At 62.3% G+C, this 22,782-nt stretch carries 25 protein-coding genes; 18 read left to right on the plus strand and 7 right to left on the minus strand.

Translation table 11 applies throughout. The features are described from left to right. Positions 1-92 precede the first annotated feature (92 nt). The 12 genes from trpS (at position 93) to AC2YI2_RS03110 (ending at position 10,544) form a co-directional block, all read left to right on the plus strand. Positions 93-1,157: a tryptophan--tRNA ligase gene (trpS, locus tag AC2YI2_RS03055; protein WP_487384940.1), complete on the plus strand. Its 1,065-nt coding sequence runs from the start codon at positions 93-95 to the stop codon at positions 1,155-1,157. A gap of 60 nt (positions 1,158-1,217) precedes the next feature. Beyond that, positions 1,218-1,709: a universal stress protein gene (locus AC2YI2_RS03060; protein ID WP_487384941.1), complete on the plus strand. Its 492-nt coding sequence runs from the start codon at positions 1,218-1,220 to the stop codon at positions 1,707-1,709. Between the two features lie 179 nt (positions 1,710-1,888). Continuing rightward, entirely contained in the window at positions 1,889-2,452 is a 564-nt protein-coding gene (locus AC2YI2_RS03065) for a NifU family protein (RefSeq protein ID WP_487384942.1), read from the plus strand. A 21-nt stretch (positions 2,453-2,473) separates the two neighbouring features. Then, entirely contained in the window at positions 2,474-3,121 is a 648-nt protein-coding gene (tsaB, locus tag AC2YI2_RS03070; protein WP_487384943.1) for a tRNA (adenosine(37)-N6)-threonylcarbamoyltransferase complex dimerization subunit type 1 TsaB, read from the plus strand. Positions 3,122-3,196: 75 nt separating this feature from the next. After that, positions 3,197-3,700 (plus strand): GNAT family N-acetyltransferase, encoded by a 504-nt coding sequence (locus tag AC2YI2_RS03075; protein ID WP_487384944.1) that lies wholly within the window; start codon positions 3,197-3,199, stop codon positions 3,698-3,700. A gap of 33 nt (positions 3,701-3,733) precedes the next feature. Beyond that, positions 3,734-4,162: a Fur family transcriptional regulator gene (locus tag AC2YI2_RS03080; RefSeq protein ID WP_487384945.1), complete on the plus strand. Its 429-nt coding sequence runs from the start codon at positions 3,734-3,736 to the stop codon at positions 4,160-4,162. A gap of 11 nt (positions 4,163-4,173) precedes the next feature. Next, positions 4,174-4,962, plus strand: coding sequence for a lyso-ornithine lipid O-acyltransferase (olsA, locus tag AC2YI2_RS03085; protein WP_487384946.1), 789 nt, complete (start codon positions 4,174-4,176; stop codon positions 4,960-4,962). Positions 4,963-5,033: 71 nt separating this feature from the next. Beyond that, on the plus strand, positions 5,034-6,380 hold the full coding sequence (locus AC2YI2_RS03090; RefSeq protein WP_487384947.1) for a GSCFA domain-containing protein: 1,347 nt from the start codon (positions 5,034-5,036) through the stop codon (positions 6,378-6,380). A 39-nt stretch (positions 6,381-6,419) separates the two neighbouring features. Next, positions 6,420-7,811 carry a tRNA (N6-isopentenyl adenosine(37)-C2)-methylthiotransferase MiaB gene (gene miaB, locus AC2YI2_RS03095; RefSeq protein WP_487384948.1) on the plus strand — a complete coding sequence of 464 codons (1,392 nt, stop codon included), beginning with the start codon at positions 6,420-6,422 and terminating at the stop codon, positions 7,809-7,811. Positions 7,812-7,846: 35 nt separating this feature from the next. Beyond that, a complete protein-coding gene (locus AC2YI2_RS03100) occupies positions 7,847-8,896 on the plus strand; it encodes a PhoH family protein (protein WP_487384949.1) in 1,050 nt (349 codons plus the stop codon). Then, positions 8,896-9,402 (plus strand): rRNA maturation RNase YbeY, encoded by a 507-nt coding sequence (gene ybeY / locus AC2YI2_RS03105; protein WP_487384950.1) that lies wholly within the window; start codon positions 8,896-8,898, stop codon positions 9,400-9,402. The genes AC2YI2_RS03100 and ybeY overlap by 1 nt, the downstream gene beginning before the upstream one ends. A gap of 20 nt (positions 9,403-9,422) precedes the next feature. Next, on the plus strand, positions 9,423-10,544 hold the full coding sequence (locus AC2YI2_RS03110; RefSeq protein ID WP_487385283.1) for a hemolysin family protein: 1,122 nt from the start codon (positions 9,423-9,425) through the stop codon (positions 10,542-10,544). A 4-nt stretch (positions 10,545-10,548) separates the two neighbouring features. On the opposite strand, the gene AC2YI2_RS03115 is transcribed toward AC2YI2_RS03110, so the two are convergent. From AC2YI2_RS03115 to AC2YI2_RS03135, 5 genes are all read right to left on the minus strand, one after another. Continuing rightward, positions 10,549-11,811 (minus strand): RNA polymerase sigma factor, encoded by a 1,263-nt coding sequence (locus AC2YI2_RS03115; protein WP_487384951.1) that lies wholly within the window; start codon positions 11,809-11,811, stop codon positions 10,549-10,551. Between the two features lie 51 nt (positions 11,812-11,862). Beyond that, positions 11,863-12,285, minus strand: coding sequence for a YciI family protein (locus AC2YI2_RS03120; RefSeq protein WP_487384952.1), 423 nt, complete (start codon positions 12,283-12,285; stop codon positions 11,863-11,865). 102 nt (positions 12,286-12,387) lie between these two features. Continuing rightward, on the minus strand, positions 12,388-12,729 hold the full coding sequence (locus AC2YI2_RS03125) for a hypothetical protein (protein WP_487384953.1): 342 nt from the start codon (positions 12,727-12,729) through the stop codon (positions 12,388-12,390). Next, positions 12,726-13,148: an acetyl-CoA carboxylase biotin carboxyl carrier protein gene (locus AC2YI2_RS03130; protein WP_487384954.1), complete on the minus strand. Its 423-nt coding sequence runs from the start codon at positions 13,146-13,148 to the stop codon at positions 12,726-12,728. The genes AC2YI2_RS03125 and AC2YI2_RS03130 overlap by 4 nt, the downstream gene beginning before the upstream one ends. Before the next feature lie 5 nt (positions 13,149-13,153). Further along, positions 13,154-13,921 carry a LamB/YcsF family protein gene (locus AC2YI2_RS03135; RefSeq protein ID WP_487384955.1) on the minus strand — a complete coding sequence of 256 codons (768 nt, stop codon included), beginning with the start codon at positions 13,919-13,921 and terminating at the stop codon, positions 13,154-13,156. A gap of 132 nt (positions 13,922-14,053) precedes the next feature. On the opposite strand from AC2YI2_RS03135, the gene pxpB reads away from it, so the two are divergent. The 5 genes from pxpB (at position 14,054) to AC2YI2_RS03160 (ending at position 18,970) form a co-directional block, all read left to right on the plus strand. Continuing rightward, the gene (gene pxpB, locus AC2YI2_RS03140; RefSeq protein ID WP_487384956.1) at positions 14,054-14,719 is read left to right on the plus strand and encodes a 5-oxoprolinase subunit PxpB; all 666 of its coding nucleotides are present in this window, start codon (positions 14,054-14,056) and stop codon (positions 14,717-14,719) included. Then, on the plus strand, positions 14,716-15,870 hold the full coding sequence (locus tag AC2YI2_RS03145; RefSeq protein WP_487384957.1) for a 5-oxoprolinase subunit C family protein: 1,155 nt from the start codon (positions 14,716-14,718) through the stop codon (positions 15,868-15,870). The genes pxpB and AC2YI2_RS03145 overlap by 4 nt, the downstream gene beginning before the upstream one ends. A 1-nt stretch (position 15,871) precedes the next feature. Beyond that, positions 15,872-17,122, plus strand: a complete 1,251-nt coding sequence (locus AC2YI2_RS03150; RefSeq protein ID WP_487384958.1) for an NAD(P)/FAD-dependent oxidoreductase — start codon at positions 15,872-15,874, stop codon at positions 17,120-17,122. 12 nt (positions 17,123-17,134) lie between these two features. After that, complete coding sequence (locus AC2YI2_RS03155; RefSeq protein ID WP_487384959.1) at positions 17,135-18,169, plus strand: proline racemase family protein; 1,035 nt, start codon at positions 17,135-17,137, stop codon at positions 18,167-18,169. Between the two features lie 141 nt (positions 18,170-18,310). After that, positions 18,311-18,970 carry a FecR family protein gene (locus AC2YI2_RS03160; protein WP_487384960.1) on the plus strand — a complete coding sequence of 220 codons (660 nt, stop codon included), beginning with the start codon at positions 18,311-18,313 and terminating at the stop codon, positions 18,968-18,970. A 345-nt stretch (positions 18,971-19,315) separates the two neighbouring features. Here AC2YI2_RS03160 and recF read toward each other — a convergent pair whose 3' ends face one another. Next, the gene (recF, locus tag AC2YI2_RS03165) at positions 19,316-20,443 is read right to left on the minus strand and encodes a DNA replication/repair protein RecF (RefSeq protein WP_487384961.1); all 1,128 of its coding nucleotides are present in this window, start codon (positions 20,441-20,443) and stop codon (positions 19,316-19,318) included. Positions 20,444-20,859: 416 nt separating this feature from the next. Next, positions 20,860-21,567 (minus strand): type 1 glutamine amidotransferase, encoded by a 708-nt coding sequence (locus tag AC2YI2_RS03170; RefSeq protein WP_487384962.1) that lies wholly within the window; start codon positions 21,565-21,567, stop codon positions 20,860-20,862. A 173-nt stretch (positions 21,568-21,740) separates the two neighbouring features. Between AC2YI2_RS03170 and AC2YI2_RS03175 the strand changes: the two genes are divergently transcribed. Next, entirely contained in the window at positions 21,741-22,688 is a 948-nt protein-coding gene (locus AC2YI2_RS03175; protein WP_487384963.1) for a sugar-binding transcriptional regulator, read from the plus strand. The last annotated feature ends 94 nt before the right edge of the window (positions 22,689-22,782 follow it).

Raw genomic sequence — 22,782 nt, forward strand, 5'->3', positions numbered from 1 at the left:
TAAGGTATCCGCTCCAGTGCATAAGCGCCGCCGTCAGCAACATGGGCCTTTGGCCCTGGGGCCTTCCACCAGCCTAACCGAGGATCATCACAATGGGCGAATTTTCGCGGCTCGTATTCTCCGGCGTCCAGCCGACCGGCAACCTCCATCTCGGCAACTATCTCGGTGCGATCAAGAAGTTCGTGGCACTCCAGGCCGAGAGCGACTGCATCTATTGCGTCGTCGATCTACATTCGATCACCGCGCAGCTCGTCCATGACGACCTGCCGGGCCAGATCCGCTCGATTGCCGCGGCCTTCATCGCCTCGGGCATCGATCCTGAAAAACACATCGTTTTCAACCAGTCCGCCGTGCCGCAGCACGCCGAGCTCGCCTGGGTCTTCAATTGCGTCGCCCGCATCGGCTGGATGAATCGCATGACCCAGTTCAAGGACAAGGCCGGCAAGGACCGCGAGAATGCCTCGCTTGGTCTGCTCGCCTATCCCTCGCTGATGGCCGCAGATATCCTCGTCTATCGCGCGACGCACGTGCCCGTAGGCGACGACCAGAAGCAGCATCTCGAACTCGCCCGCGACATTGCCATGAAGTTCAACCTCGATTTCAAGGACGGCATCAAGAAGGGTGGCCGGGGTATCGACATCACGGTCGGCAACGAGCCGGTGCATGCCTATTTCCCGATGGTCGAACCCTTGATTGACGGCCCCGCGCCGCGTGTCATGAGCCTCCGCGACGGCACCAAGAAGATGTCGAAGTCGGACCCGTCCGACCTCTCGCGCATCAACTTGATGGACGATGAGGATGCGATCTCCAAGAAGATCCGCAAGGCCAAGACCGATCCTGACGGTTTGCCGTCCGAGACCGAGGGTCTGAAGGGTCGTCCCGAAGCCGACAACCTCGTCGGCATCTTTGCGGCGCTATCAGGCAAGACCAAGACTGAGGTGCTCCAGGACTTCGGCGGCCAGCAGTTTTCGGTGTTCAAGCCGGCGCTCGTCGACCTCGCCATATCGACGCTTTCGCCGATCACCGGCGAGATGCGCCGCCTGATGGACGAGACGTCCCACATCGACGCCATCCTCAAGAAGGGCGGCGAAAGGGCGCGGGCACGGGCCGACGTCGTGATGAACGAAGTGAGAGACATAATCGGATTTCTCCGCTAAGAATCGCCCGATGAGAGGCCGGCGCAGACCGGCCCCAAGAGAATGGCGGGGGATGCCTTCATGGTTTCGCAACGACAATCGCGGCTCGAAGGACATCGACGCAAATTCCTTGCCGTCATCGACGAAACGCCGGAAAGCGCCCACGCCGTGCGCTATGCCGGCACGCGCGCGAAGAACTCCAATGGCGGCCTCGTCCTGCTCTATGTGATCTCCGATGCCGACTTCAACCAGTGGATCGGCGTCGCCGACGTGATGCGGGCAGAGGCACGCGAGGAAGCTGACGCGATCATGTCCAAGGTCGCGCAGGATGTGCGCGAAAATATCGGCCACGAACCCGAGCTTATCATCCGCGAAGGCAAGGCAACCGACCAGATCCTGCAGCTCATAGAAGAGGACCGCGACATCGCGATCCTGGTCCTTGCTGCCTCGAGCGGCAAGGATGGACCCGGCCCGCTGGTCACCGCCCTGGCCGGGCGTGGAACGCCGTTTCCGATCCCGGTGACCATCGTGCCGGACACGCTGACGGACCAGGAAATCGACGCTCTTGCCTGATCCTTTTCACTCGCAAAATCCTGACAAAAAGATGCCGCTTTATCGACCTCTGAGGCATGTTATGCCTTGCACGGCCCTTTCAAAGGGACTATTTGTTTGGAACAATTCTAAAGAGATGCTTTTCGTTCTCCGGCCCTGACCTTCTGGCCTTGACCCGTGAGCAACAACAGGAGCGAGACATGTTCATTCAGACCGAAGCGACGCCGAACCCCCAGACGCTCAAGTTCCTGCCCGGAAAGATCGTGCTCGAGGACGGCACTGCCGATTTCCGCACTGCCGATGATGCCGCGGCCTCGCCGCTGGCCGAGCACCTGTTTTCGATCAATGGCGTGACCGGCGTGTTCTATGGCTATGACTTCGTGACTGTCTCCAAGGACGGCGTCGATTGGGCACATCTCAAGCCCGCGATCCTCGGCGCCATCATGGAGCATTTCATGTCCGGCGCGCCGATCATGGGCATGGCCCGTGACCAGGATGATATCGATGCCGAGGACGAGTTCTTCGAACCCGGCGACGAGACGCTCGTGGCGACGATCAAGGAACTGCTCGAATCCCGCGTCCGCCCGGCGGTCGCCCAGGATGGCGGCGATATCACCTTCCGTGGCTATCGCGACGGCACGGTGTTTCTCAACATGAAGGGCTCCTGTGCCGGTTGCCCGTCTTCGACGGCGACGCTGAAGCATGGCGTCCAGAATCTTCTGCGTCACTTCATCCCGGAAGTGCGGGAAGTCGAGGCCGTCTGACCGGTCAGATTGGCCTGAGCCATGATCCTCATTATCGATACGTCAGGGCCCGAATGCGCGGCCGGAATCTATGATTCCGGTGAAAATTCGCTTGTCTTCTCGAAGTCGGAGACGCTGGGCAGGGGCCATGCCGAGCGCCTGATCCCGATGATCGACGAGGTATTCTCCGAAGCAGGCCTTGCGCTCAAGGATATGACCCGCATCGGCGTCACGATCGGTCCCGGTTCCTTCACCGGCATCCGGGTGGGCGTTGCCGCCGCACGGGGCTTTGCACTCTCGCTCGGCATTCCTGCCGTCGGCGTCACCACGCTTCAGGTCGTGGCCGAGCAGGTGCTGGAGATCGATCCGCCTGCGCCCGTGATTGCCGCGATCGATGCCGGACGGGCGGAAGTCTTCGCCCAGACCTTCCTACCCGGTGGCGTCATGCTGACCGAACCCGCGACCTACGATTATGACGCGGTCCGGGCGATGATCGACCGCTTCGGCGCGATCCCCGTTGGTTCCGGCGTGGATGCGATGGAAGGGCGGGAGCACGGTCCGGACCTCTATCCGCTCGACCGGATCGGGCGGATCGCACATCGCCTGGCCGACGATGCCAAGCCGAGCCCTGTCTATATCCGGGGTGCAGGTGCGAAACCGCAAAGCGGCTTTGCCATCAAGCATGTTTGACTTGCGGTATGGTTAAAAAAATCTCAATCTTTGAGGCCTAGGATCACTTCACGCGTCTCCTATGGAACCCCTCTGATGAACCCGGTCACGCTTCTCGAAAGTTTCTTCACCCGCAAGGCCGAGTTCGACGTTTTCCCCGCGACCTCAGATGATGCGCACGACATGTCCCTGCTTCATTCGGAGCGGTTCTATCGCGGCTGGGACGAGAGCGAATTCCATTCCCTGATAAACCAGCCGACTGCCTTCGCCTATACCGCGCGGCCGAACAACGGCATCCCGGCCCTGGGCGGCTTCGTACTGGCGCGCGAGGCGGCAGGCGAGGCGGAAATCCTCACCATCGCGGTCTCCAACAAATATCCGCGCCAAGGCCTCGGCTGGCGGTTGATGCTCGCGGCGCTGCGCGATGTGCGCGGCCGCGGCGCGGATACCATGTTCCTTGAGGTCGACGAGGGCAATGTCTCGGCGCAGGGCCTCTATCGCAAGCTCGGCTTCCGCGTCGCCGCCGAGCGCAAAGGCTACTTCACGCTCGGCGATGGACGAAAATCCACCGCGCTTGTCATGCGGCTCGATCTCCGCTAACTCACGGCCAAAGCACCTAGCGGGACACTTTTCATGTCGGATATCACGCGCACCCTCGTGGAGATTTGCGCCGAACGCGGCTTGCGGATGACCGAGCAGCGCCGCGTCATCGCCCAGATCCTGCAGGAATCATCCGATCATCCCGATGTTGAAGAACTCTATCGCCGTTCGTCGGCTGTCGATTCGAAGATTTCCATCGCCACCGTCTACCGGACCGTGAAACTCTTCGAAGATGCCGGCATCATCGAACGGCACGATTTCCGCGCCGGCCGCTCGCGCTACGAGACTGTTCCGGACGAGCATCACGACCATCTGATCGACCTCAAGACCGGCCAGGTCATCGAGTTCCATTCCGCCGAGATCGAGGCACTGCAGGAGAAGATCGCCCGCGAGCACGGCTTCAGGCTCGTCGATCACCGGCTCGAACTTTATGGCGTTCCACTTACCAAGGACGAGAAATAGCAGGTGACGGAATGATCGCCTGGATCAGGATCGTACTGGCGGTCGGCCTCGTCGTCCTGATTTCGGTGATGCTCTTCCCGATCCACCTTCTGTTCCTCTGGCTTGAGCATCCCTTGCGCAACCGGTTGCCGCGCTACTGGCACAAGATCGCGCTCTGGGCGATCGGTGTGCGCGTGCATGTGCATGGCGAACCGGAGCTGCGCCGCCCGTTGATGGTGGCCGCCAACCATTCCTCATGGCTCGATATCCTGGTGTTGGCCTCGGTCGTCGACGCGACGTTCGTCGCCAAGTCCGAAGTGCGCGACTGGCCGATCTTCGGCGTGCTCGCCCGGCTGCAGCGCTCGATTTTCATCAAGCGCGAGGAGCGCCGCCAGACCCGCGAACAGGCCGACGAGATGGCTTTTCGGCTTAATGCCGGCGAGACCGTGGTGCTCTTTCCGGAGGGAACGACGACGGCGGGCAACAGGTTGGGCGAGATCAAGTCGTCGCTCTTTGCCGCGGCCTCTTCGGCCGCTCATTTCGCACCCGAGGGCGTCGTCCATGTCCAACCCGTGGCCGTCGTCTATACCAGGATTCACGGCATGCCCATGGGCCATTATCATCGGCCCGTCGTGGCCTGGCCGGGCGATGTGCCGCTCCTGCCGCATCTCCTCGGCATCCTCAAGACCGGGGCATTTGATGTCGATGTCCGCTTCGGTGACACGGCCGAAGTGATGGTTGGGACGAGCCGAAAGTATGTCAGCAATTTCGTGAAAGAGCAGCTCCGCGAGATGCTGGAGAAGAGTTTGCGTAGCCGCTGAAGCCTCATTGCAGAGTTGCAATACGACTTAGTCTATGGAATAAGTAGACTAATCAGCATGAGGGGGCAAAGATGACCGTTCACCGTATGACGTCCTATCGCGAGGCGCTCGATCGAAGCCGCGGCAACCCCTATGCGGAATGGCCGGAACGCGAAAACAGCGCCCGGCTCGAACCCATCGCCAACCCCTCCTTCGATTCCGGCGTCAAGCTGAAGCCGGGCGCAAAAGTCGTCACCATGGGCAGTTGCTTTGCCCGCAATATCGAAGAATATTTCGAGGCCGAAGGGTTCGATGTTCCGCTGATGGGTTACTCGGCGCCTATCGAGGAATTCGGCCAGGGTGCCGCGCGCATCCAGGGTATCCTCAACAAGTATACGCTGGCTTCGATCGCCACCGAGGTCGAGTGGCTGGCAAAGGTAAAGGCCGAGGGCGGTATCGTCAGCTGGGATAATATCGGCCATATGCTGATGGAGGTCAAAGACGACCGTTTCATCGACATGCAGTTATCGACAACAGTGGCGGTTTCGCGGGAGCGCGCCATCGAGCGTCGGCAACATATCTACGATATCCACGTGCAGATCTTCGACTGCGACCTCGCCGTGCTCACACCGGGCCTCACGGAAACCTGGTTCGATACCAAGACCGGCCACTATATCCAGCGCGCGCCCGGGCCGCGGCAGGCGAAGCTTGAGCCCGATCGTTTCACCTTCGGGGTGATGGATTTTTTCCAGTGCTTCGAGATGCTGGATAAGACGATCCGAATCCTGAAGGACAACGGCACGCGACAGATCGCGTTGACCGTCTCGCCGGTGCCGCTGCACCGGACCATGACCGGCCAGGATGTTCTTATTGCCAACACCTACAGCAAGTCCACGCTCCGCGCGGTCGTTGGGGTGATCTGTGACCGCCACGAAGACGTCTTCTATGTGCCGAGCTACGAGCGCGTCATGCTCTCGAAGGATGAATCGATCTGGAATCAGGATCTCCGGCATGTGGCCGACGAATTTGTCGGCACGATCGCATCGCGCTTCGCCGCAGCGGCGCTGGGACGCCCGCTCGCAAGCATGGACCATGTGCTGGCCTTCGAGCTCGCGGTGCAGGAAGGCCGGCTGGATGACGCGGTGAATGCGCTGGATGCCTTGGGCCCTAAGGCGGCCGAGGTCTCCATGCACACGTTCGTCAAGTCGGCCTGCGGCCTCTACATCGCACTCGGCCGCTGGGAAGATGCGCTGCCACTCGCCAAACGACTGGAAGTTCTGAAGCCGCAGGCCGTCGGTGCCTACAAACTGGAATTTCAGATCCAGCGCAACCTCGGTAACGAGGCCGCCGCCCTCGACGCCGCAAACCGGGCCGTGGCCAATTGCAAAGACATTGTGCTGCAGGACTTTCTCGCCAACATCGGCAACGCCGAGAAATAACCGCTTCAAACGCGGGTTCACATGCTCTAAAGAGCCCGCATGAACGAGCACCGAGAGAACAAGGATCTAGAGCCGCTTGCCAACAGCAAGAAGGTCTTCGTCAAGACCTATGGCTGCCAGATGAATGTCTATGACAGCCAGCGGATGACGGATTCGCTGGGTGAGAGCGGCTATCAGCCGACCGACACCGTCGAAGACGCCGACCTCGTGCTGATCAACACTTGCCATATCCGCGAGAAGGCTGCCGAGAAGGTCTATTCGCAGCTCGGGCGCTTGCAGAAGATGAAACGCCAGCGTGCCAAGGACGGCCGCGAACTGATGGTCGGCGTCGCCGGCTGCGTCGCGCAGGCCGAGGGTAGCGAGATCATCCGCCGCGCGCCTGTGGTCGATCTCGTGATCGGCCCGACGACGTATCACCGCCTGCCCGAAGCGCTCGATCGCGTTCGCTCGGGCCAGAAGGTCGTCGAGACCGACTATGCGGTCGAGGACAAGTTCGAATACCTGCCGCAAATCAATCGCGAGAAGACCATTTCGCGCGGCGTCACCGCGTTTCTCACCGTTCAGGAAGGCTGCGACAAGTTCTGCAGCTTCTGCGTCGTGCCCTATACGCGTGGCTCCGAAGTGTCCCGTCCGCTCTCGCAGATCCTGATGGAGGCCGAAAAGCTGGTCGAGGCCGGCGTCAAGGAAATCACGCTGCTCGGCCAAAACGTCAATGCCTGGCACGGGCACGGGCCCGACGGGTCGTCCTGGGGCCTGGGCGAGCTGCTGTATCGTCTTGCTGATATCGACGGCATCAAGCGTCTGCGCTACACGACCAGCCATCCGCGCGACATGGACGACCGGCTGATCGAGGCCCATCGCGACCTGCCGAAATTGATGCCCTATCTGCATCTTCCGGTGCAGTCGGGGTCGGATCGCATCCTCAAGGCAATGAACCGCAGGCATACCGCCGCCGACTATGTCGCGCTGATCGAGCGCATCCGATCGGTCAGGCCGGATATGGCGCTTTCGGGCGACTTCATCACCGGCTTCCCCGGCGAGACCGACGCCGATTTCGACGACACGATGCGGCTGGTTGAAACAGTGGGTTATGCACAGGCTTATTCGTTCAAGTATTCGCCGCGTCCCGGCACCCCTGGCGCCGACATGTCCGACCATGTTCCGGAGGAGGTTAAGGCGGAGCGGCTCGAAAGGCTGCAGGCGCTGCTTTTCAGCCAGCAGACGGCTTTCCAGCAGTCCATGGCGGATCGCTCTTTCGAGGTCCTCGTCGAGAAGCCGGGCCGTTTCGAACACCAGATGGTGGGCCGTTCGCCCTGGCTATTGCCTGTGATCATCGAAATGAAAGCCGATGACAATCTCGAAATTGGTGACATTATGAAGGTGAGAATCACCAAGGCCGGCACGAACAGTCTTCACGCTGAACTGGCATGATGGGTGAGCCGGGCGACAGACAGGAGAAGGACCGTTTGAACAGACCAGAAGCGGTGTCCACCAAAGAGCGCCAGCCCAGCCGGACAGACGCCAATCACTTTGTTCTGACCTTCGAAAACAACCGTCTCGCGAGTGAGCTTTTCGGCCAGTTCGACCAGAACCTCAAGCTTATCGAGGATAAGCTCAAGGTCGAGGCGCGCGCCCGCGGAAACACGGTTGCGATCTCGGGCGAACTCAACGCCACCAATCTCGCCCGCCGCACGCTGGATTATCTCTATGACCGCCTGCAGAAAGGCTCGCCGATCGAAGCCTCCGACGTCGAGGGTGCGATCCGCATGGCCCAGGCGGCCGATGACCAGCTCGTCTTCCCGGCGCTCGAGAAAAAGGCCAAGCTGACCATGGGCCAGATCTCGACCCGCAAGAAGACGATCCATGCCCGCACGCCGACGCAGGATGTCTATATGCGGGCGCTGGAGCGCTCCGAGCTCGTCTTCGGCGTCGGCCCTGCCGGTACCGGCAAGACCTATCTCGCCGTAGCGCATGCTGCGCAACTGCTCGAACGCGGAGCTGTCGATCGCATTGTCCTGTCGCGGCCAGCTGTTGAAGCCGGCGAGCGCCTCGGCTTTCTGCCCGGCGACATGAAGGAAAAGGTCGATCCCTATCTCCGTCCGCTTTATGACGCGCTCTATGACATGATGCCGGGCGACAAGGTCGAACGTGCCATCACCGCCGGCGTCATCGAAATCGCGCCGCTTGCCTTCATGCGCGGCCGCACGCTCGCCAATGCCGCCGTCATTCTCGACGAGGCGCAGAACACCACGACCATGCAGATGAAGATGTTCCTCACCCGCCTGGGCGAGAACGGCCGCATGATCGTGACCGGTGACCCGAGCCAGATCGACCTTCCGCGCGGCGTGAAATCCGGCCTGGTCGATGCGCTCGAGATCCTCGACGGGGTCGAGGGTGTTTCGGTGGTCAGGTTCAGGGACGTCGATGTCGTGCGCCATCCGATGGTCGCCCGCATCGTGCGGGCCTATGAAGCCGAAGGCGCCCAGAAGACGATCGCGTCCCAGACGGGCCTGTAATGGCCGCTTCGGTAAGGAGGCTGGATATCCAGCTCAGCGTGGAGGCGCCCGGCTGGCCGGACGAGCAAACGTTGGAAGTCTTTGCACGCCACGTGCTGGAACACACGGCGGGGCATCTGGTGGCCAGGGAAAGCCAACCCTTCCCCGACGCACCGGTCGAGATTTCACTGGTCTTCACCGGCGATGACGATATAAGGACCGTCAACGAGGCTTGGCGGGGCCAGGACAAGGCGACCAACGTTTTGTCTTTCCCCGCTTTTCCTCTTCTGCCCGGTGGTCAGCCGGGGCCCATGCTGGGCGACATCGTGCTCGCCGAGGAGACATTGCGCCGCGAGGCCCTTGACCTCGGTATTGCCTTCGATGATCATCTGACCCATCTGCTGGTGCACGGCTTCCTGCATCTGTTCGGTTACGACCACATGACGGAAGAGGAAGCCGCGGTCATGGAAGGCCTCGAAACGCGCATTTTGGCGGAGTTGGGCCTTGCCGATCCCTACCGGGAATGACCACAACGACAGTCGAGGCAATGAGCGAATATTCCACACGGTCGCATGACGCGGCAATCGAGCCATCCGCCCAGCGGGGTGATGATGGCAGTTCCTCCACCAAAGGTGACAGTACCACCGCGCCCAGACAATCGATCTGGGCAAAGGTGGCCCGAATTCTCCGGCCGCAAAATGCATCGAGCCTGCGCGACGACCTCGCCGACGTGCTCGCGACGGAAGAAGGCGCCGCGATCGGCTTCTCGCCGGTCGAGCGCGCAATGCTCAAGAACATCCTGCGCTTCCGCGAAGTGCGCGTCGAGGACGTGATGGTGCCACGCGCCGAGATCGAGGCGGTCGACCAGGACACCTCGATCGGCGAAATCATGATGATGATGAACGAGACCGGCCGCTCGCGCATGCCGGTCTATCGCGAGACGCTCGACGATCCCAAGGGCATGGTGCATATCCGCGATCTGCTCGGCTACATGATCAAGGAAAGCCGCAACAAGCGCCGCGCGCAGGGCAAACCCGCCGCGCTGCCGCTGCCCGACGGGACCGTGGCGCCCAAGACGCGTTCAAAACCCTTCGACCTCGCCCGAGTCAATGCCGACACGACGATCGCCGAGGCCGGTATCATCCGCCCGGTCCTGTTCGTGCCGCCCTCCATGCTCGCCTCAGAACTGATGGTGAAGATGCAGGCCGAGCGCATCCAGATGGCGCTTGTTATCGACGAATATGGCGGCACCGACGGCCTCGCCTCGCTAGAAGACATTGTCGAGATGTTGGTCGGCGACATCGAGGACGAGCATGACGACGAAGAAACGATGTTCTCCCGCCAATCGGACGACTCGTTCATCGCCGATGCACGCGCCGAACTCGAAGAACTCGCCGCAGCCATCGGCCCGGATTTCGACGTGTCTGGACAACTCAACGAAGTCGATACCCTGGGCGGCCTGATCTATGCCGAACTCGGCCGGATTCCGGCGCGGGGCGAAGTGGTGCAGGCGGTGCCGGGGTTTGAATTCCATGTGCTCGATGCCGATCCGCGGCGGATCAAGAAAGTGCGGATCAGTCGCAGCAAGACGGCGCTGAAGCGGATCAAGCGTGAGGAAACGGAACAGGTGGATACGTCGACGGACGGCGGAGTGGACGATAGGGGCTAGGAGCTCAGGGTCCGCACGCCTCCGCCCGCTTCAGCAGAAAATCGCGCTCCCGGCTGTTCCGCGTCATCGCCGCTGCCCGCTCGAAATAGGAACGTGCCTCGATCACCCGTCCCGCCCGGAACAAGGTGTCCGCCCGCGCGGCCGGAAGCGGCGCGTAGTTTTCTAAGAGCCCTTCGGCCTCGATCTCTTCGATCAATTCCAGCGCGGCATCCGGCCCATAGGCCATGCCATGCGCCACGGCACGGTTGAGGTCGACCACCGGTGACGGCATGACCTCGCTTAGACGATCATAGATCGCGGAGATGCGTTCCCAGTCCGTATCCTCCATCCGCCGGGCGCGAGCGTGGCAGGCAGCAAGCGCGGCCTGGAGTGCGTAGGGGCCATCGGCGCCGCCGAGGGCAATGGCGATCTCCAGAGCCTGGAGGCCACGGCGGATCAGGAGTTGGTCCCAACGGGCGCGGTTCTGTTCATTGAGCGAGATCGCCGCGCCATCCGGCGCCGTGCGGGCGTGCAGCCGCGAAGCCTGGATCTCCATGAGCGACAGCAGGCCGAAGACTTCGGGTTCTTCTTTTGCGAGGCCGGCAAGGATGCGGCCCAATCGCTGCGCCTCGGCACAGAGCGAGGGCCGGATCAGGTCGTCACCGGCGGTGGCCGAATAGCCTTCGTTGAAGATCAGGTAGATGACCTCCAGCACCGAGGCGAGGCGCTCGGCGCGATCGGGCCCTCGCGGCACCTCGAAGGTGAGGCCCGCCTCGGCGATCTTCTTCTTGGCGCGGAGGATGCGCTGCGAGATCGTCGCCTCGTTGGAAAGAAACGCCCGTGCGATCTCGTCCATCGTCAGCCCGCCGATCAGGCGCAGCGTCAGTGCCGCACGCGCCTCTCGGGTCAGGATCGGGTGGCAGGCCGTGAAGATCAGGCCCAGCAGTTCGTCGCCCAGATCATCGTCCATGGCAGCCTCGAATTCCTCGATGCTGTTGTCGCGTTGATCGTCCAGGTCGCGTCCGAGTTCCTCATGCTTGCGCTTCAGCATCTTGTTGCGGCGAAAGCCGTCGATGGCGCGCCGTTTGGCGGCGGCCATCAGCCAGGCGCCGGGATTGCGCGGCACACCGTTCTTCGGCCAGTCCGAGAGGGCGACAACCAACGCGTCCTGCGCCAGTTCTTCCGCCTGGCTGACGTCGCGCACCATACGGGCGAGGCCGGCTATCAGCTTCGCCCGCTCCATGCGGAACACGGTTTCGATCGTGCGGTGGATTTCATCGGCGGTCATGCCGCCGAATTAGGAACGGCTTCCGCCAGATGTCAACCTGGAGAGAAACGTTCAACGGTTTTTGGCTTTCTCGCGGAGCTTCTCGACATTCTCAACGATCTCCGGCGTCAGGACTTCGCCGAAATCTGCCATTTCGTAGAACGGGCGGATCTCGATCTCGCTCGGGCCGAACATGGGATTGGGGCACCGCTTGACCCATTCCACGGCCTCGGCCATGTCCTTGACTTCCCAGATCCAATAACCGGCGACCAATTCCCGGGTCTCGGCGAAAGGCCCGTCGATCACCGTCCGATTCGGCCCATCGAAGGCAACGCGCTTGCCCTGCGACGACGGCTTGAGGCCGTCGCCTTCCATCATGATGCCGGCATTGACCAGTTCTTCATTGAATTTGCCCATGGCCTCGAAGAGTTCGGTCGTGGGCATAACGCCCGCTTCGCTGTCCTCGGTCGCCTTCACGAATACCATTACGCGCATTGTCGTCTCCTCTTGGTTTCTCGGAGGCTCTCTGCCTTCCTGACAACACGACGAGGAACGTTCACGGGATCCGACAGGATGCAGAAAATTTCTTCAACTTTTTCAGAACAGCCGATCGCCGTAACCGGCAAGCGCTCCATCAACCAGCTTCGGTCGGCGGATCAGGGCGTCTTTGTCAGCGCTCACCGGCTCCAGCAAGGCTCCGATCTTGAGCCAGCCGATCACCTCGTTCTCGCGCACGCGGCGCGGCCAGACGGCGGCGCCGCGGTCTGCCGGGTGACGCCAGAGGAATATGCCCGCCATGCGGGCAAGGATGGGCGGATGCTCCTGTTCCGGCAGATCTGCATCCAATGTGAGGACTCCGTCCGACCCCTCGTAGGCGAAATAGCCGATGCCATGCCGGTTCATGAGATCCAGGATTTTTCCGCGCAGGGCCTCGTTCATGGCGCGTCGATCTCGAAAAGCGGCATGCCCGGCGACACAGACTGTCCATCTTCGACCAGGATGCGAAGAACGGTGCCGGCGATATCGCATTCAACCGGATTGAAGGTCTTCATCGCCTCAATCAGAGCCAGGCGCTGGCCATCCGCGACCTCGCTGCCTTCCGTGACATAGGGTGCGACGCCTGGCGCCGAGGAGCGATAGAAGGTGCCCGTCATCCCGGAGAGCACGCGATGCGGCCCCTGCGGCAGAGGCTCGGGCGATGGAGCTATATCGGGCTCGCGGCTCGCGTCGCGATCGTCGAGACCCAGCGTCCGCTTCTTGGCGATCCGGATGCGCGTGCCGCCGTCATTGACATCCAGCTCCTGGAGGCCGGATTGCTCCAGCATCCGCATCAACCTCTCAATCAGGTCAAGATCCATGAGGGTCAGGCTCCCGCGAAGGGTTTTACGGCGACGCCCTGGGCCTCGAGCGAAGCACGCAGCGAACGGGCGATTTCGACGGCCGACGGCGTATCGGAATGGACGCAGATCGAATGGATCGGTGTCTTCAGCCATTTGCCCGATATGGTCCGGATCGCGCCTTCGTTCAGCATGGCGAGAATGCGTTCGGCGATTTCCCTCGGATCATGCAGCACCGCGCCCGGCAGCTTGCGGTCGACGAGGAAGCCCTCCTCGGTATAGGCGCGGTCGGCAAAGATCTCCGAGCGGAATTCGAGGCCCATCTCGCCCGCCAGCCGGTCCATCTCACCAAGCGCGATGGTGAGGCAGACGAGATCGGGATTGACCGCCTTCACCGCCCGCAGAGCAGCGAGTGCGATATCGCGATTCTGCTGACTGAGATTTCCGAGCGCGCCATGCAGCTTCACATGGGTCAGCTTGTGGCCGGAATAAGCGGCCATCGCCTCAGCCGCGCCGATCTGGTAGGCGATCAGCCGCTCGGTCTCGCCCATCGTATAGGGCATGTTGCGGCGACCGAAGCCGAAGAGATCGGGATAGCCGGGATGGGCGCCGACCGAGACGCCGTTTTCCTTTGCCTTGGCGAACGTCGTCGCCATCACCTCGGGATCGCCGGCATGCATGCCGCAGGCAACATTGGCCGAGGTGACGATGCCGAGCATCGCCGCGTCATCCCCCATCTTCCAGGGGCCGAAACCCTCACCCATGTCGGAATTGAGATCGACTGTCAGAGCCATGCTTGCACCTCGCTGCGATCCACTCTCTAATCTGCTTTCGGCGTCGCTTCAATTCACCAGGGAATTTCCGTCAGACCCTTTGCAAGCCTCGCAAACTGATATATCAGTCTCGACGTCCGTATGGAAAGCATCATGTTGCACGAGGAAACCAAACCACGGCTGTCATATGAAGGCACCGGCGCTATCCTCCTGGATGCGGCCGGCGGGAGCTTCGATGCACGCGCCCAGGAAAAGGTCTGGCGCCTCGCCCGCGAACTGAAATTCATCCATGGCGTCGAGGAAACGGTTCCGGGCATGAACAACCTCATGGTCGTGTTCGATCCGCTCGAACTCGATGCCTATGTGATCGAGCAGTCGATGCTCGACCTGTGGGATACGCCCTATCGCCCCGAAGAGCCCGGCCGGATCGTGGATGTCCCGGTCCATTATGGCGGCCAGGACGGCGTCGATCTCGACGATTTCGCCCGTGCCAAATCGCTCTCCGTAGATGAGATCGTGGCGCGCCATACAGCGCCGCTCTATTCTGTCGCGGCTGTCGGCGCGATGCCGGGTTTCGTCTATCTCTCGGGACTTGATCCCTCGCTTGCGGCCCCCCGCCTTTCCAGTCCGCGCCAGGGCGTGCCGAGGGGCTCCGTCATCATCGGCGGCACTCAGACCGGCATCATGCCGATCACCGCGCCCTCGGGCTGGCATATTCTCGGCCGCACACCGCTCGACCTCTTCGATCCCTCGCGTGAACGGCCCGCCTTGTTCAGGCCCGGTGACCGCATCCGCTTCGTGCCGGAGCGGCTGACATGATCGAGATCCTGACGTCAGGGCTGATGAATTCGGTGCAGGACCTCGGCCGTCCAGGCTATCTCGACCAGGGCATCGGCCGCGGCGGCGCCATGGATCGGCCTGCACTCCGGATCGCCAACCTGTTGCTGGGCAATCCCGAGGGCGCGGCGGCGATCGAGGTTGCGATCTTCCCGTTTCGGCTGCGCTTTCTCGAGGCGGCCCGCTATGCCGTCACCGGCGCGGCCTGCCGCGCCAGCCTGAACGGTCAGCCTTTGCCACCCTGGTGGTCGGGACAGGCCGATGCCGGCGACGAACTTCGGCTCGATCCACCGACAGAGGGCTCCCGCGCCTATGTCGCCATCGGCGGCGGTGTGGATGTGCCGCAGGTTTTGCGCTCACGTTCCACCGATCTCAAGAGCGTGTTTGGCGGGCTCGAAGGCAGGGCGCTGATGCGGGGCGACAGGTTGGCGATTGGCGACGACGCGAACTCCCTCTTCTCCCCAACGGGGAGAAGTGCCGAGCGAATGCGAGGCGATGAGGGGGTCTTCCGGCACGACGTTGGCGCTTCGCGCACCCCCTCATCCGACCCTTCGGGCCACCACCGGGGCGAGCCACCGGTCTCACCCGTCCTTCGGACCCCCGCTGGTGAGAAGAGGGAGACGGTCGCCACCCCCGGCCATAGCATCGACCCCTTCCATTTCCGTGACTCCCTCGGCGGGATCGCCGGCGGAGAACCCGTCACACTCCGGATCATGCCTGGGGCCGAGTTTCAGGCCTTTGCCGACGAAGCGCAGCAGGCGCTTCTCGGCCAGGAATTCATGGTCTCGGCGGATAACAACAGGCAAGGCATGCGGCTCGAAGGATCGGCACTCACACTGAAGCAGAAGCTTGAATTGCTCTCTCACGGCATCATGCCGGGTACGATCCAGGTGCCGCCCTCAGGCCACGCGGTGATCCAGCTGGCCGAGGCCAATACATGCGGCGGCTATCCCAAGATCGGGCATGTGATCGAAACCGATCTCTGGAAGCTTGGGCAGGCGCCGTCAGGTGCGAAAATACATTTCGAACTGGTCAGCCGCGACGTGGCGGTGGCGGCGATCCGGGACGAGGAATTGCGAATGCGGCGACTCGCCAACCTGCTCGGTGGCCGGGTCGCAAGGAAGGCAGGCTGAGATGCAGGTATCAAATCCGGTCGTCGTGATCGGCGCGGGACTGGTCGGGACGGCGATCGCGCGCGAGCTTGCGGCGCGCGGCGAGAAGGTCATTCTCATCGACCGTCAGGAGCCCGGTCGCGGCACGTCATACGGCAATATGGCGAGCATTGCCGTCAACGGATTCGATGCCACCTCGCGGCCCTCAACCTGGAAGAAGCTACCCTTGTGGATGATGAACCCGCAGGCGCCGGTCACGGCCGATCCGCTCTATGCGGTGAAGATGATTCCCTGGTTCCTTCGTTTTCTCGGAGCTGGAACGTCGAAGCGCATCCGCGAGATTGAGGATGCCGGTGCGAGCCTCGCCACCCGGTCGCTCGGCGATATCAGGAAACTGCTTGCGGAGCTGAATGCACACGATCTGATCTCCGAGGCAACGTGCCTGCAGCTTTACGAGACCGAGAAGGCCTTCGCGGACGGCCGCGACAATCTCGATCTGATGGAGCGCTACGGCCTCAAATACGAAGTCCTGACCGGCGGCGCGATCCGAGAGCATGAGCCGCTGCTCAATCCGGCAATCCTCAAGGCCGTGCTCCTTCCGCATAACCATTTCATCACCGATCCCTTCGGCTATGTGACGCGTATGGCCGTGGATATGCAAAGCCGCGGCGGGGAGCTGCTGCGTGGCGATCTCGCCCGCGTCGAGCGCGACGCAAGGGGCGTGACCGCGGTCGTGCTCAAGGATGGCAGGCGGATCGAGAGTGACAGGGTGGTGGTCGCCGCCGGCATGGAGACGGCCGATATTTCCCGCAGCATGGACGAGCCGATTCCGCTTGAGACCGAACGCGGCTATCACACCCAGATCATGCCACCGGGCGGCACGAGTCTCCGTTACTCCCTGATCTGGCCGGAGCGCGCCTTCATGGTGACGCCAACGGCCGGCGGCATCCGGGTCGGCGGTTCGGTGGAAATGGCCGGCCTGCGCCGCGCGCCCAACTGGCGCCGCGCGCGCATCCTCGTCGAGCACGCCAAATTCGCCGTGCCCTCACTCAAGGTCGAGAACACCACAGAATGGATGGGGCACCGCCCTGCCCTTCCCGACACGATCCCAATCCTGTCGGCCTCGGCGAAGACGCGCGGCCTGTTCTACGCGACCGGCCATGGCCATCTTGGCCTGACCTATTCCGCCACTACGGGCATCGTCATGGCCGACCTGATCATGGGGCGGACGCCGGCCGTGGACCTCAAACCTTTCCGCATCGACCGATTCTAGGGAATTCATGACATGAGATGGAAACGCACGCTGCAACTCGTCGATGTTCATTGCGAGGGTGAGATCGGCCGCGTCGCCACAGGCGGTGTGCCAAACATTCCCGGAAAAACGATTGCCGAGCAGCTCAACCATATCAACACCGTCGACGATTCGATCCGCCGCTTCTGCTGCCTGGAGCCGCGGTCCGGTCCGCTAGGCTCCGTGAACCTGCTGGTGCCGCCGCGCCGCGAAGGCGCCGATGCTGGCTTCATCATCCTGCAGGCCGATCAGGCGCATGCCATGTCCGGCTCGAACGCGATCTGCGTGACCACGGCCCTGCTCGAAACCGGCATGGTGGAGATGAGGGAGCCCGAGACGGTCGTCATGCTCGATACTGCCTCCGGCCTCGTCAAGGCGACGGCGACCTGCCGCGATGGCCACTGCGAGAGCGTGACGCTGACCATGCCGCCGTCCTTTGTGCAGGAGCTCGATCTCGAGGTCGATATCGAAGGGCTAGGCCGCATCAAAGTCGATATCTGCTATGGCGGCATCTTCTATGCGCTGGTCGATGCCGAGGCCATCAACACGCCAATCAGCAAGGCCAATGCCCGGGCGCTGGTCGAGGCCGGCATGAAGATCAAGGCAGGGCTCAACAGGACGCTCAATATCGTCCATCCGGAAATCCCCGAGATCAATGGCATCTCCTATGTCATGTTCCGAGGCGAGGAGCCCGATGGCGCCGTGCGTACCTGCACCACGATGTGGCCGGGCCGTGTCGACCGTTCGCCCTGCGGCACCGGCAGCTCCGCCAATCTCGCGACACTGCATGCCCGCGGGCGTGCCAAAGTTGGTGACATCTTCACCTCGCGCTCGACCATCGGCACCGAGTTCAAGGTCGGCCTCTCGGCCATGACCGAGATCGCCGGTCGGCCTGCGATCATCCCCACCATCACCGGCCGCGCCTGGACTTTCGGACTCACACAGCTTGCGCTCGACCCGTTCGACCCGACGGCCGAAGGCTTTGCGGTAACCGACGTCTGGGGGCCGGAGGCGGGCGAGATCCGCTGATCTGTTCCCCACGGAACTTCCCCGGACGGGCGATTGCGTCATGCTATGGCCACTGCCCATGCCGTGGGCGCGAATAGACGCCTTGCAATAGACGTCACTTCGTCGAATAGTCTTTCCGTTGGTCCGAGGAGGCTCAAAATTATGAGCGGCATCAAATCTTTCTATATCAATAGAGGTTTCACGCGACGCGAGGCATTGGGTCTTGCCGGCGCGCTTGCCTTGTCACACGCACTGCCCGCCTGGGCATCCGACGAGATCGGTGAAGTGATCGACGCCAAGGGCGAGGTCATGAAGACCCAGAACGAAATCGAGACGGCCATCAAGACCGGTGCACCGCTAATCAACAACGACTTGATCGCGACGGGCTCCAAGAGCTTTGCCTCGATGCTGCTCGGCGCCGAGACCAAGATCATCATGGGCGCGAACACCGAGGTCATGCTCGACAGCTTTCTCGCCGAACAGGGCGGCATCATTGAGCTCGTCTCCGGCGACATGGTCTTCGACCGTCCCGAGGGCACGCCGAAGATCGACCTGACCATCCGCACCACATTCGGCCAGATCGGCGTGCGCGGCACGAAGTTCTTCACCGGCAAAAGCCGCGGCAATTTCGCTGTCTTCGTCGAGCACGGCCTGGTCGAGGTCAAGAGCGGCAAGACAAGCCGCAAGATCGCCGCCGGCGAAGGCGTTGACATCGCAACCGATGCGAAGACGCGCTCGCTGTTCGGCGGCGACATGTCGCAGACCAAGAAGTGGGGCAAGGGTCGCATCGAGGAAGCCTACAAGACCGTCGGCCTGCTCTAGACGCAATCGAAGTCCCCTATACCGAATGGCCGGCTCGTCCGGCCATTTGCATTTGTGAAGAGAAGCGGTGGCCGGATAAAACAAGACCGTCATGGCCGGAGGGCGGTGCCATGACGGTCTCTTATAACGCGGAACAAAGATAAGGGGCGTCTTTGTTTCCGCATCTCCGGGCCGGCGGGGGACGGGCCTTACCCGGAACAGGTGGTCAAGGGGCGACGACCACCTTCATATACAATGTGGGTCTTGAAATGTGGCATTTCAATGAAGCCAAAAAGCCCCGCAGATTAAAAAACAGTAATGTGAAAGGCCGTGAAGTGCCGTGGTTGATTGGAATATAAAGGATTTCTAATTTTCGCGGACTGCGTGCCCGTTTGATACAGAAAAGAACTGCGCACGCCCTTCCAAGGCATCGAATAGACTGCGATCCGTGCCGGTCATGAAGGCCTGACCACCGAGCTCGTCGATGAGATCGAAGAGCGATTGGCGCCGCTTGTGATCGAAATGCGCGGCGACTTCGTCCAGCAAGAGGACAGGTGCAAACCCGGTGAGATTGGCTGTCAGCCGTGCCTGGGCGAGGATCATGCCGGTGAGCAATGCCTTCTGCTCGCCAGTCGAACAGCGCGCCGCATCCATCTGCTTGCCGAGATGGGTGACGAGCAGGTCGGCGCGATGCGGACCCTGCAGCGTGCGCCCGGCGGCGCGATCCGCGTGGCGCCCTTCCTCCAGCATCGCGAGGTAACGGTCTTCGAGATCGATAGCAGGCACGCCGGACGCGTCGTCGAAGAAGTTGGCGAGCGCGAGCCCGGCCGTGGGGAACGCGCCGCGCTCGCCTTCGCTGCCAAGCTTGGCGAGCAGGCCGATCATTTCGCTGCGGGCCAGCGTCATGGCGACGCCAAGACTCGCCATCTGGGCCTCGACGCTCGACAGCCACGCCGCGTCGCTCGAGCGCTCCTCGAGCAGACGGTTGCGCATCTTCATGGCGCGGTCGAAATCGGCGGCGCGGCGGCCATGGGCAGGATCGAGAGACAATACCAGCCGGTCAAGGAAGCGGCGGCGATCCGATGCCGGTCCGGTGAACAGCCCGTCCATCGACGGCGTGAGCCACAACATCCTGACGTGATCGAGAAGTTCGTCGGCCGACTTCGTCTCGGTGCCGTTGAGGCGCACCCTGCGAGTGCCGCCTTCACCGCCGGGCCCGATGCCGGTGCCTATCTCGACTTCGCCCTCCATGCCTTCGATCTGTGCGAAGATGGCAAAGCCTGCGTCTGTTCCCGCCTTCACGGCGTCGGCATAGACGGCGCGCCTGAAGCCGCGGCCGGGCGATAGCAACGACAGCGCTTCGAGCAGATTGGTCTTGCCGGAACCGTTCTCGCCGGTCAGCACGACGTGGCGTCCGTCGAAGACGAGCGTCGCGGTCTCGTAGTTGCGGAACGCGGTGAGCCTGATCGTGTTGACGGTGACCCTGTCGGCCATGAACTCGCTGCGGTGCCTGTGATTCGAGACGCTTGCCTCTGTCCTAGAGACTTTCGACAATAAGGGAAATCCCGAGACCCTGCCCCAGTGCGGCACGGCTCTGTCATGAAAAATGACAGGTCCCTCGAATTTTAGCGGTTTGCTTGAGCCGATGGCAACACGCCCGCGATAGTCTCACCTCAACGACGGAGAAGCACTCTCGCTTCCCGATCCAAACAGCAGGCGGCAGGCCTTGGTCAGGCTCTGTCGCCAGCCCAGGGAGTGTTTTGCCGCATGAGGCGGAACGACCACGCTCCCGGCGCCGGCCATCGCGTTACAGCCGGCGCGTCCTTTTCGAACGTCTGCCATCCGCGTCCCCGGATGGCGGACAGCTTCCCCGGCGCCACCCGCCGGGGCTTTTTGCCGTTCGGGCTATGTCAGCCGACCGCGACCTGGCTGACCCAGGCCCGCGCGATCGCCAGGCCTGCAGCGTCGGCTTGAACACCGTCCTTCGCGGCATGCGTCTGATAGTTGGCCAGCCAGCCGGGCATCATGCGCTCGATAGTGGCCTCGAAATCACGATTCCAGGATTCGACCACCGAGCGGCTCGCCTCGAAATGAAATTGCATGCCGTAGGATGCCCTGCCGATTCGGAAGCATTGGTTGGCCACCGTGTCATTATGTGCGAGATGGATCGCCCCCTCGGGCAGCGTGAATGTGTCGCTGTGCCATTCGAAGATCGGGAAATCGCTGTCGATCGCGGCAAAGACCGGATCGGTCCGGCCGGTTTCGGTCAGCACCACGCGATGCCAGCCGAATTCACGCGCCTGGCCGAGGATGTTGGTGCCGCCATGCGCACGGGCGAGCAACTGGCTGCCGAGGCAGATGCCGAGCACCGCCTTCTCGTCATCGCCGAAGCGCTTCATCAGCCGTGCAAGGTCAGGAAGATAGGGATGCAGTTCGTCGTCGATGGCACTCTGCTCGCCGCCGAGCACGACCATGCCGTGAAAGCCGTCGCTGTCCGACGGAAGCGCCTCTTCATTCCAGGGCCGGATCCAGACCTGCTCGGCGCCTGCCTCCGATAATGCCACTTCGACCTGGCCGAGGGAGGTGCCGCGGAGGTTTTCGACGATCAGTATGCGCATGGGATCACTGGGACGGACTGGGACAGAAGTCAGGGCGGGACTCGGGTACGGTCCGAACATTATCCGATCATTGGCCAAAGCCAAGCCATTCAACGACGAAAATGGCGATGCCCCTTGCCACATTTTGCGGCGCAAGCCTATGATCCCGCCGCAATCAGGGAGCAGCCGCGTTCATGAGCAAGAGAGTGAGCCGCCTCGACGACGCCGCCCGCGCCGGTTGGCTCTATTATGTCGCAGGCAACACACAGGACCAGATTGCGACCAAGCTCGGCGTGAGCAGGCAATCGGCGCAGCGGCTTGTGTCGCTCGCACGCTCCGAAGGCCTTGTCCGGGTGCAGATCGACCACCCCATCGCCAATTGCCTCGAGCTCTCCGAGGCGCTCAAAGACCGTTTCGGCCTGCAATATGTCGACGTGACGCCGACCGATCCGGGTTCCGACTCGACGATCACAGGCGTCGCCGAATCGGCCAGCGCCGAGATCGAGCGCTGGCTCAGGCGCCAGGAACCCGTCATCGTCGCGATCGGGACCGGCCGTACGCTCAAGGCGGCGGTGGAATTGCTGCCGCGGATGGAATGTCCCCAGCACAAGGTCGTATCGCTCACCGGCAATATCGCGCCGGATGGCTCGGCAGCCTATTACAACGTGGTCTTTACCATGTCGGACTCGGTCAACGTCCGCTCCTTTCCGATGCCGCTGCCCGTTATCGCGACGTCGTCAGGCGAGCGCGAGATGCTGCACGGACAAGCGATGATCAAGCCGACGCTCGAACTCGCCGCCCGGGCGGACGTGACCTTCGTCGGTATCGGTGATTTGACCGATGACGCACCGCTCTTCGTCGATGGCTTCATCACGCGCGAGGAGCTGCTCGCGCTGCGGACCGCGGGTGCCGTAGGCGAGATCGTCGGCTGGTCTTTCGATGCCGAAGGCAGGATGATCGAGGGTCTCACCAATGAGCGCGTCGCCTCCGTGCCGATCCCTCCGCGCGGCAGCTCGCTCGTGATCGCCGCAGCCAAAGGCGAGCGCAAATTCCCTGCCATTGCCGGTGCCATCCGGGGCGGGCTGATCAACGCTTTGATCACCGATGAGGAGACGGCCGAGCATCTGCTCCGCTCGCTCTGATCATTTAAGCAAGTTCGAGACCTCCTTTTTCCTTCGACGTTCTGATGCGTCAGGGGGCTGAGGATTATTGCGCCCAATCGTCAATGCTGCGGCG

Source organism: Rhizobium sp. SRI_017 (assembly GCF_057586295.1).

Coding starts and splice junctions, on each gene's coding strand:
- AC2YI2_RS03075 (WP_487384944.1), top strand. CDS start 3,197: ATGAACCCGGTCACGCTTCTCGAAAGTTTCTTCACCCGCAAGGCCGAG.
- AC2YI2_RS03110 (WP_487385283.1), top strand. CDS start 9,423: ATGAGCGAATATTCCACACGGTCGCATGACGCGGCAATCGAGCCATCC.
- AC2YI2_RS03155 (WP_487384959.1), top strand. CDS start 17,135: ATGAGATGGAAACGCACGCTGCAACTCGTCGATGTTCATTGCGAGGGT.
- AC2YI2_RS03115 (WP_487384951.1), bottom strand. CDS start 11,811: ATGACCGCCGATGAAATCCACCGCACGATCGAAACCGTGTTCCGCATG.
- tsaB (WP_487384943.1), top strand. CDS start 2,474: ATGATCCTCATTATCGATACGTCAGGGCCCGAATGCGCGGCCGGAATC.
- miaB (WP_487384948.1), top strand. CDS start 6,420: ATGAACGAGCACCGAGAGAACAAGGATCTAGAGCCGCTTGCCAACAGC.
- AC2YI2_RS03125 (WP_487384953.1), bottom strand. CDS start 12,729: ATGAACGAGGCCCTGCGCGGAAAAATCCTGGATCTCATGAACCGGCAT.
- AC2YI2_RS03065 (WP_487384942.1), top strand. CDS start 1,889: ATGTTCATTCAGACCGAAGCGACGCCGAACCCCCAGACGCTCAAGTTC.
- olsA (WP_487384946.1), top strand. CDS start 4,174: ATGATCGCCTGGATCAGGATCGTACTGGCGGTCGGCCTCGTCGTCCTG.
- AC2YI2_RS03170 (WP_487384962.1), bottom strand. CDS start 21,567: ATGCGCATACTGATCGTCGAAAACCTCCGCGGCACCTCCCTCGGCCAG.
- AC2YI2_RS03130 (WP_487384954.1), bottom strand. CDS start 13,148: ATGGATCTTGACCTGATTGAGAGGTTGATGCGGATGCTGGAGCAATCC.
- AC2YI2_RS03175 (WP_487384963.1), top strand. CDS start 21,741: ATGAGCAAGAGAGTGAGCCGCCTCGACGACGCCGCCCGCGCCGGTTGG.
- ybeY (WP_487384950.1), top strand. CDS start 8,896: ATGGCCGCTTCGGTAAGGAGGCTGGATATCCAGCTCAGCGTGGAGGCG.
- AC2YI2_RS03080 (WP_487384945.1), top strand. CDS start 3,734: ATGTCGGATATCACGCGCACCCTCGTGGAGATTTGCGCCGAACGCGGC.
- AC2YI2_RS03160 (WP_487384960.1), top strand. CDS start 18,311: ATGAGCGGCATCAAATCTTTCTATATCAATAGAGGTTTCACGCGACGC.
- AC2YI2_RS03135 (WP_487384955.1), bottom strand. CDS start 13,921: ATGGCTCTGACAGTCGATCTCAATTCCGACATGGGTGAGGGTTTCGGC.
- AC2YI2_RS03120 (WP_487384952.1), bottom strand. CDS start 12,285: ATGCGCGTAATGGTATTCGTGAAGGCGACCGAGGACAGCGAAGCGGGC.
- recF (WP_487384961.1), bottom strand. CDS start 20,443: ATGGCCGACAGGGTCACCGTCAACACGATCAGGCTCACCGCGTTCCGC.
- pxpB (WP_487384956.1), top strand. CDS start 14,054: ATGTTGCACGAGGAAACCAAACCACGGCTGTCATATGAAGGCACCGGC.
- trpS (WP_487384940.1), top strand. CDS start 93: ATGGGCGAATTTTCGCGGCTCGTATTCTCCGGCGTCCAGCCGACCGGC.
- AC2YI2_RS03150 (WP_487384958.1), top strand. CDS start 15,872: ATGCAGGTATCAAATCCGGTCGTCGTGATCGGCGCGGGACTGGTCGGG.
- AC2YI2_RS03145 (WP_487384957.1), top strand. CDS start 14,716: ATGATCGAGATCCTGACGTCAGGGCTGATGAATTCGGTGCAGGACCTC.
- AC2YI2_RS03090 (WP_487384947.1), top strand. CDS start 5,034: ATGACCGTTCACCGTATGACGTCCTATCGCGAGGCGCTCGATCGAAGC.
- AC2YI2_RS03060 (WP_487384941.1), top strand. CDS start 1,218: ATGGTTTCGCAACGACAATCGCGGCTCGAAGGACATCGACGCAAATTC.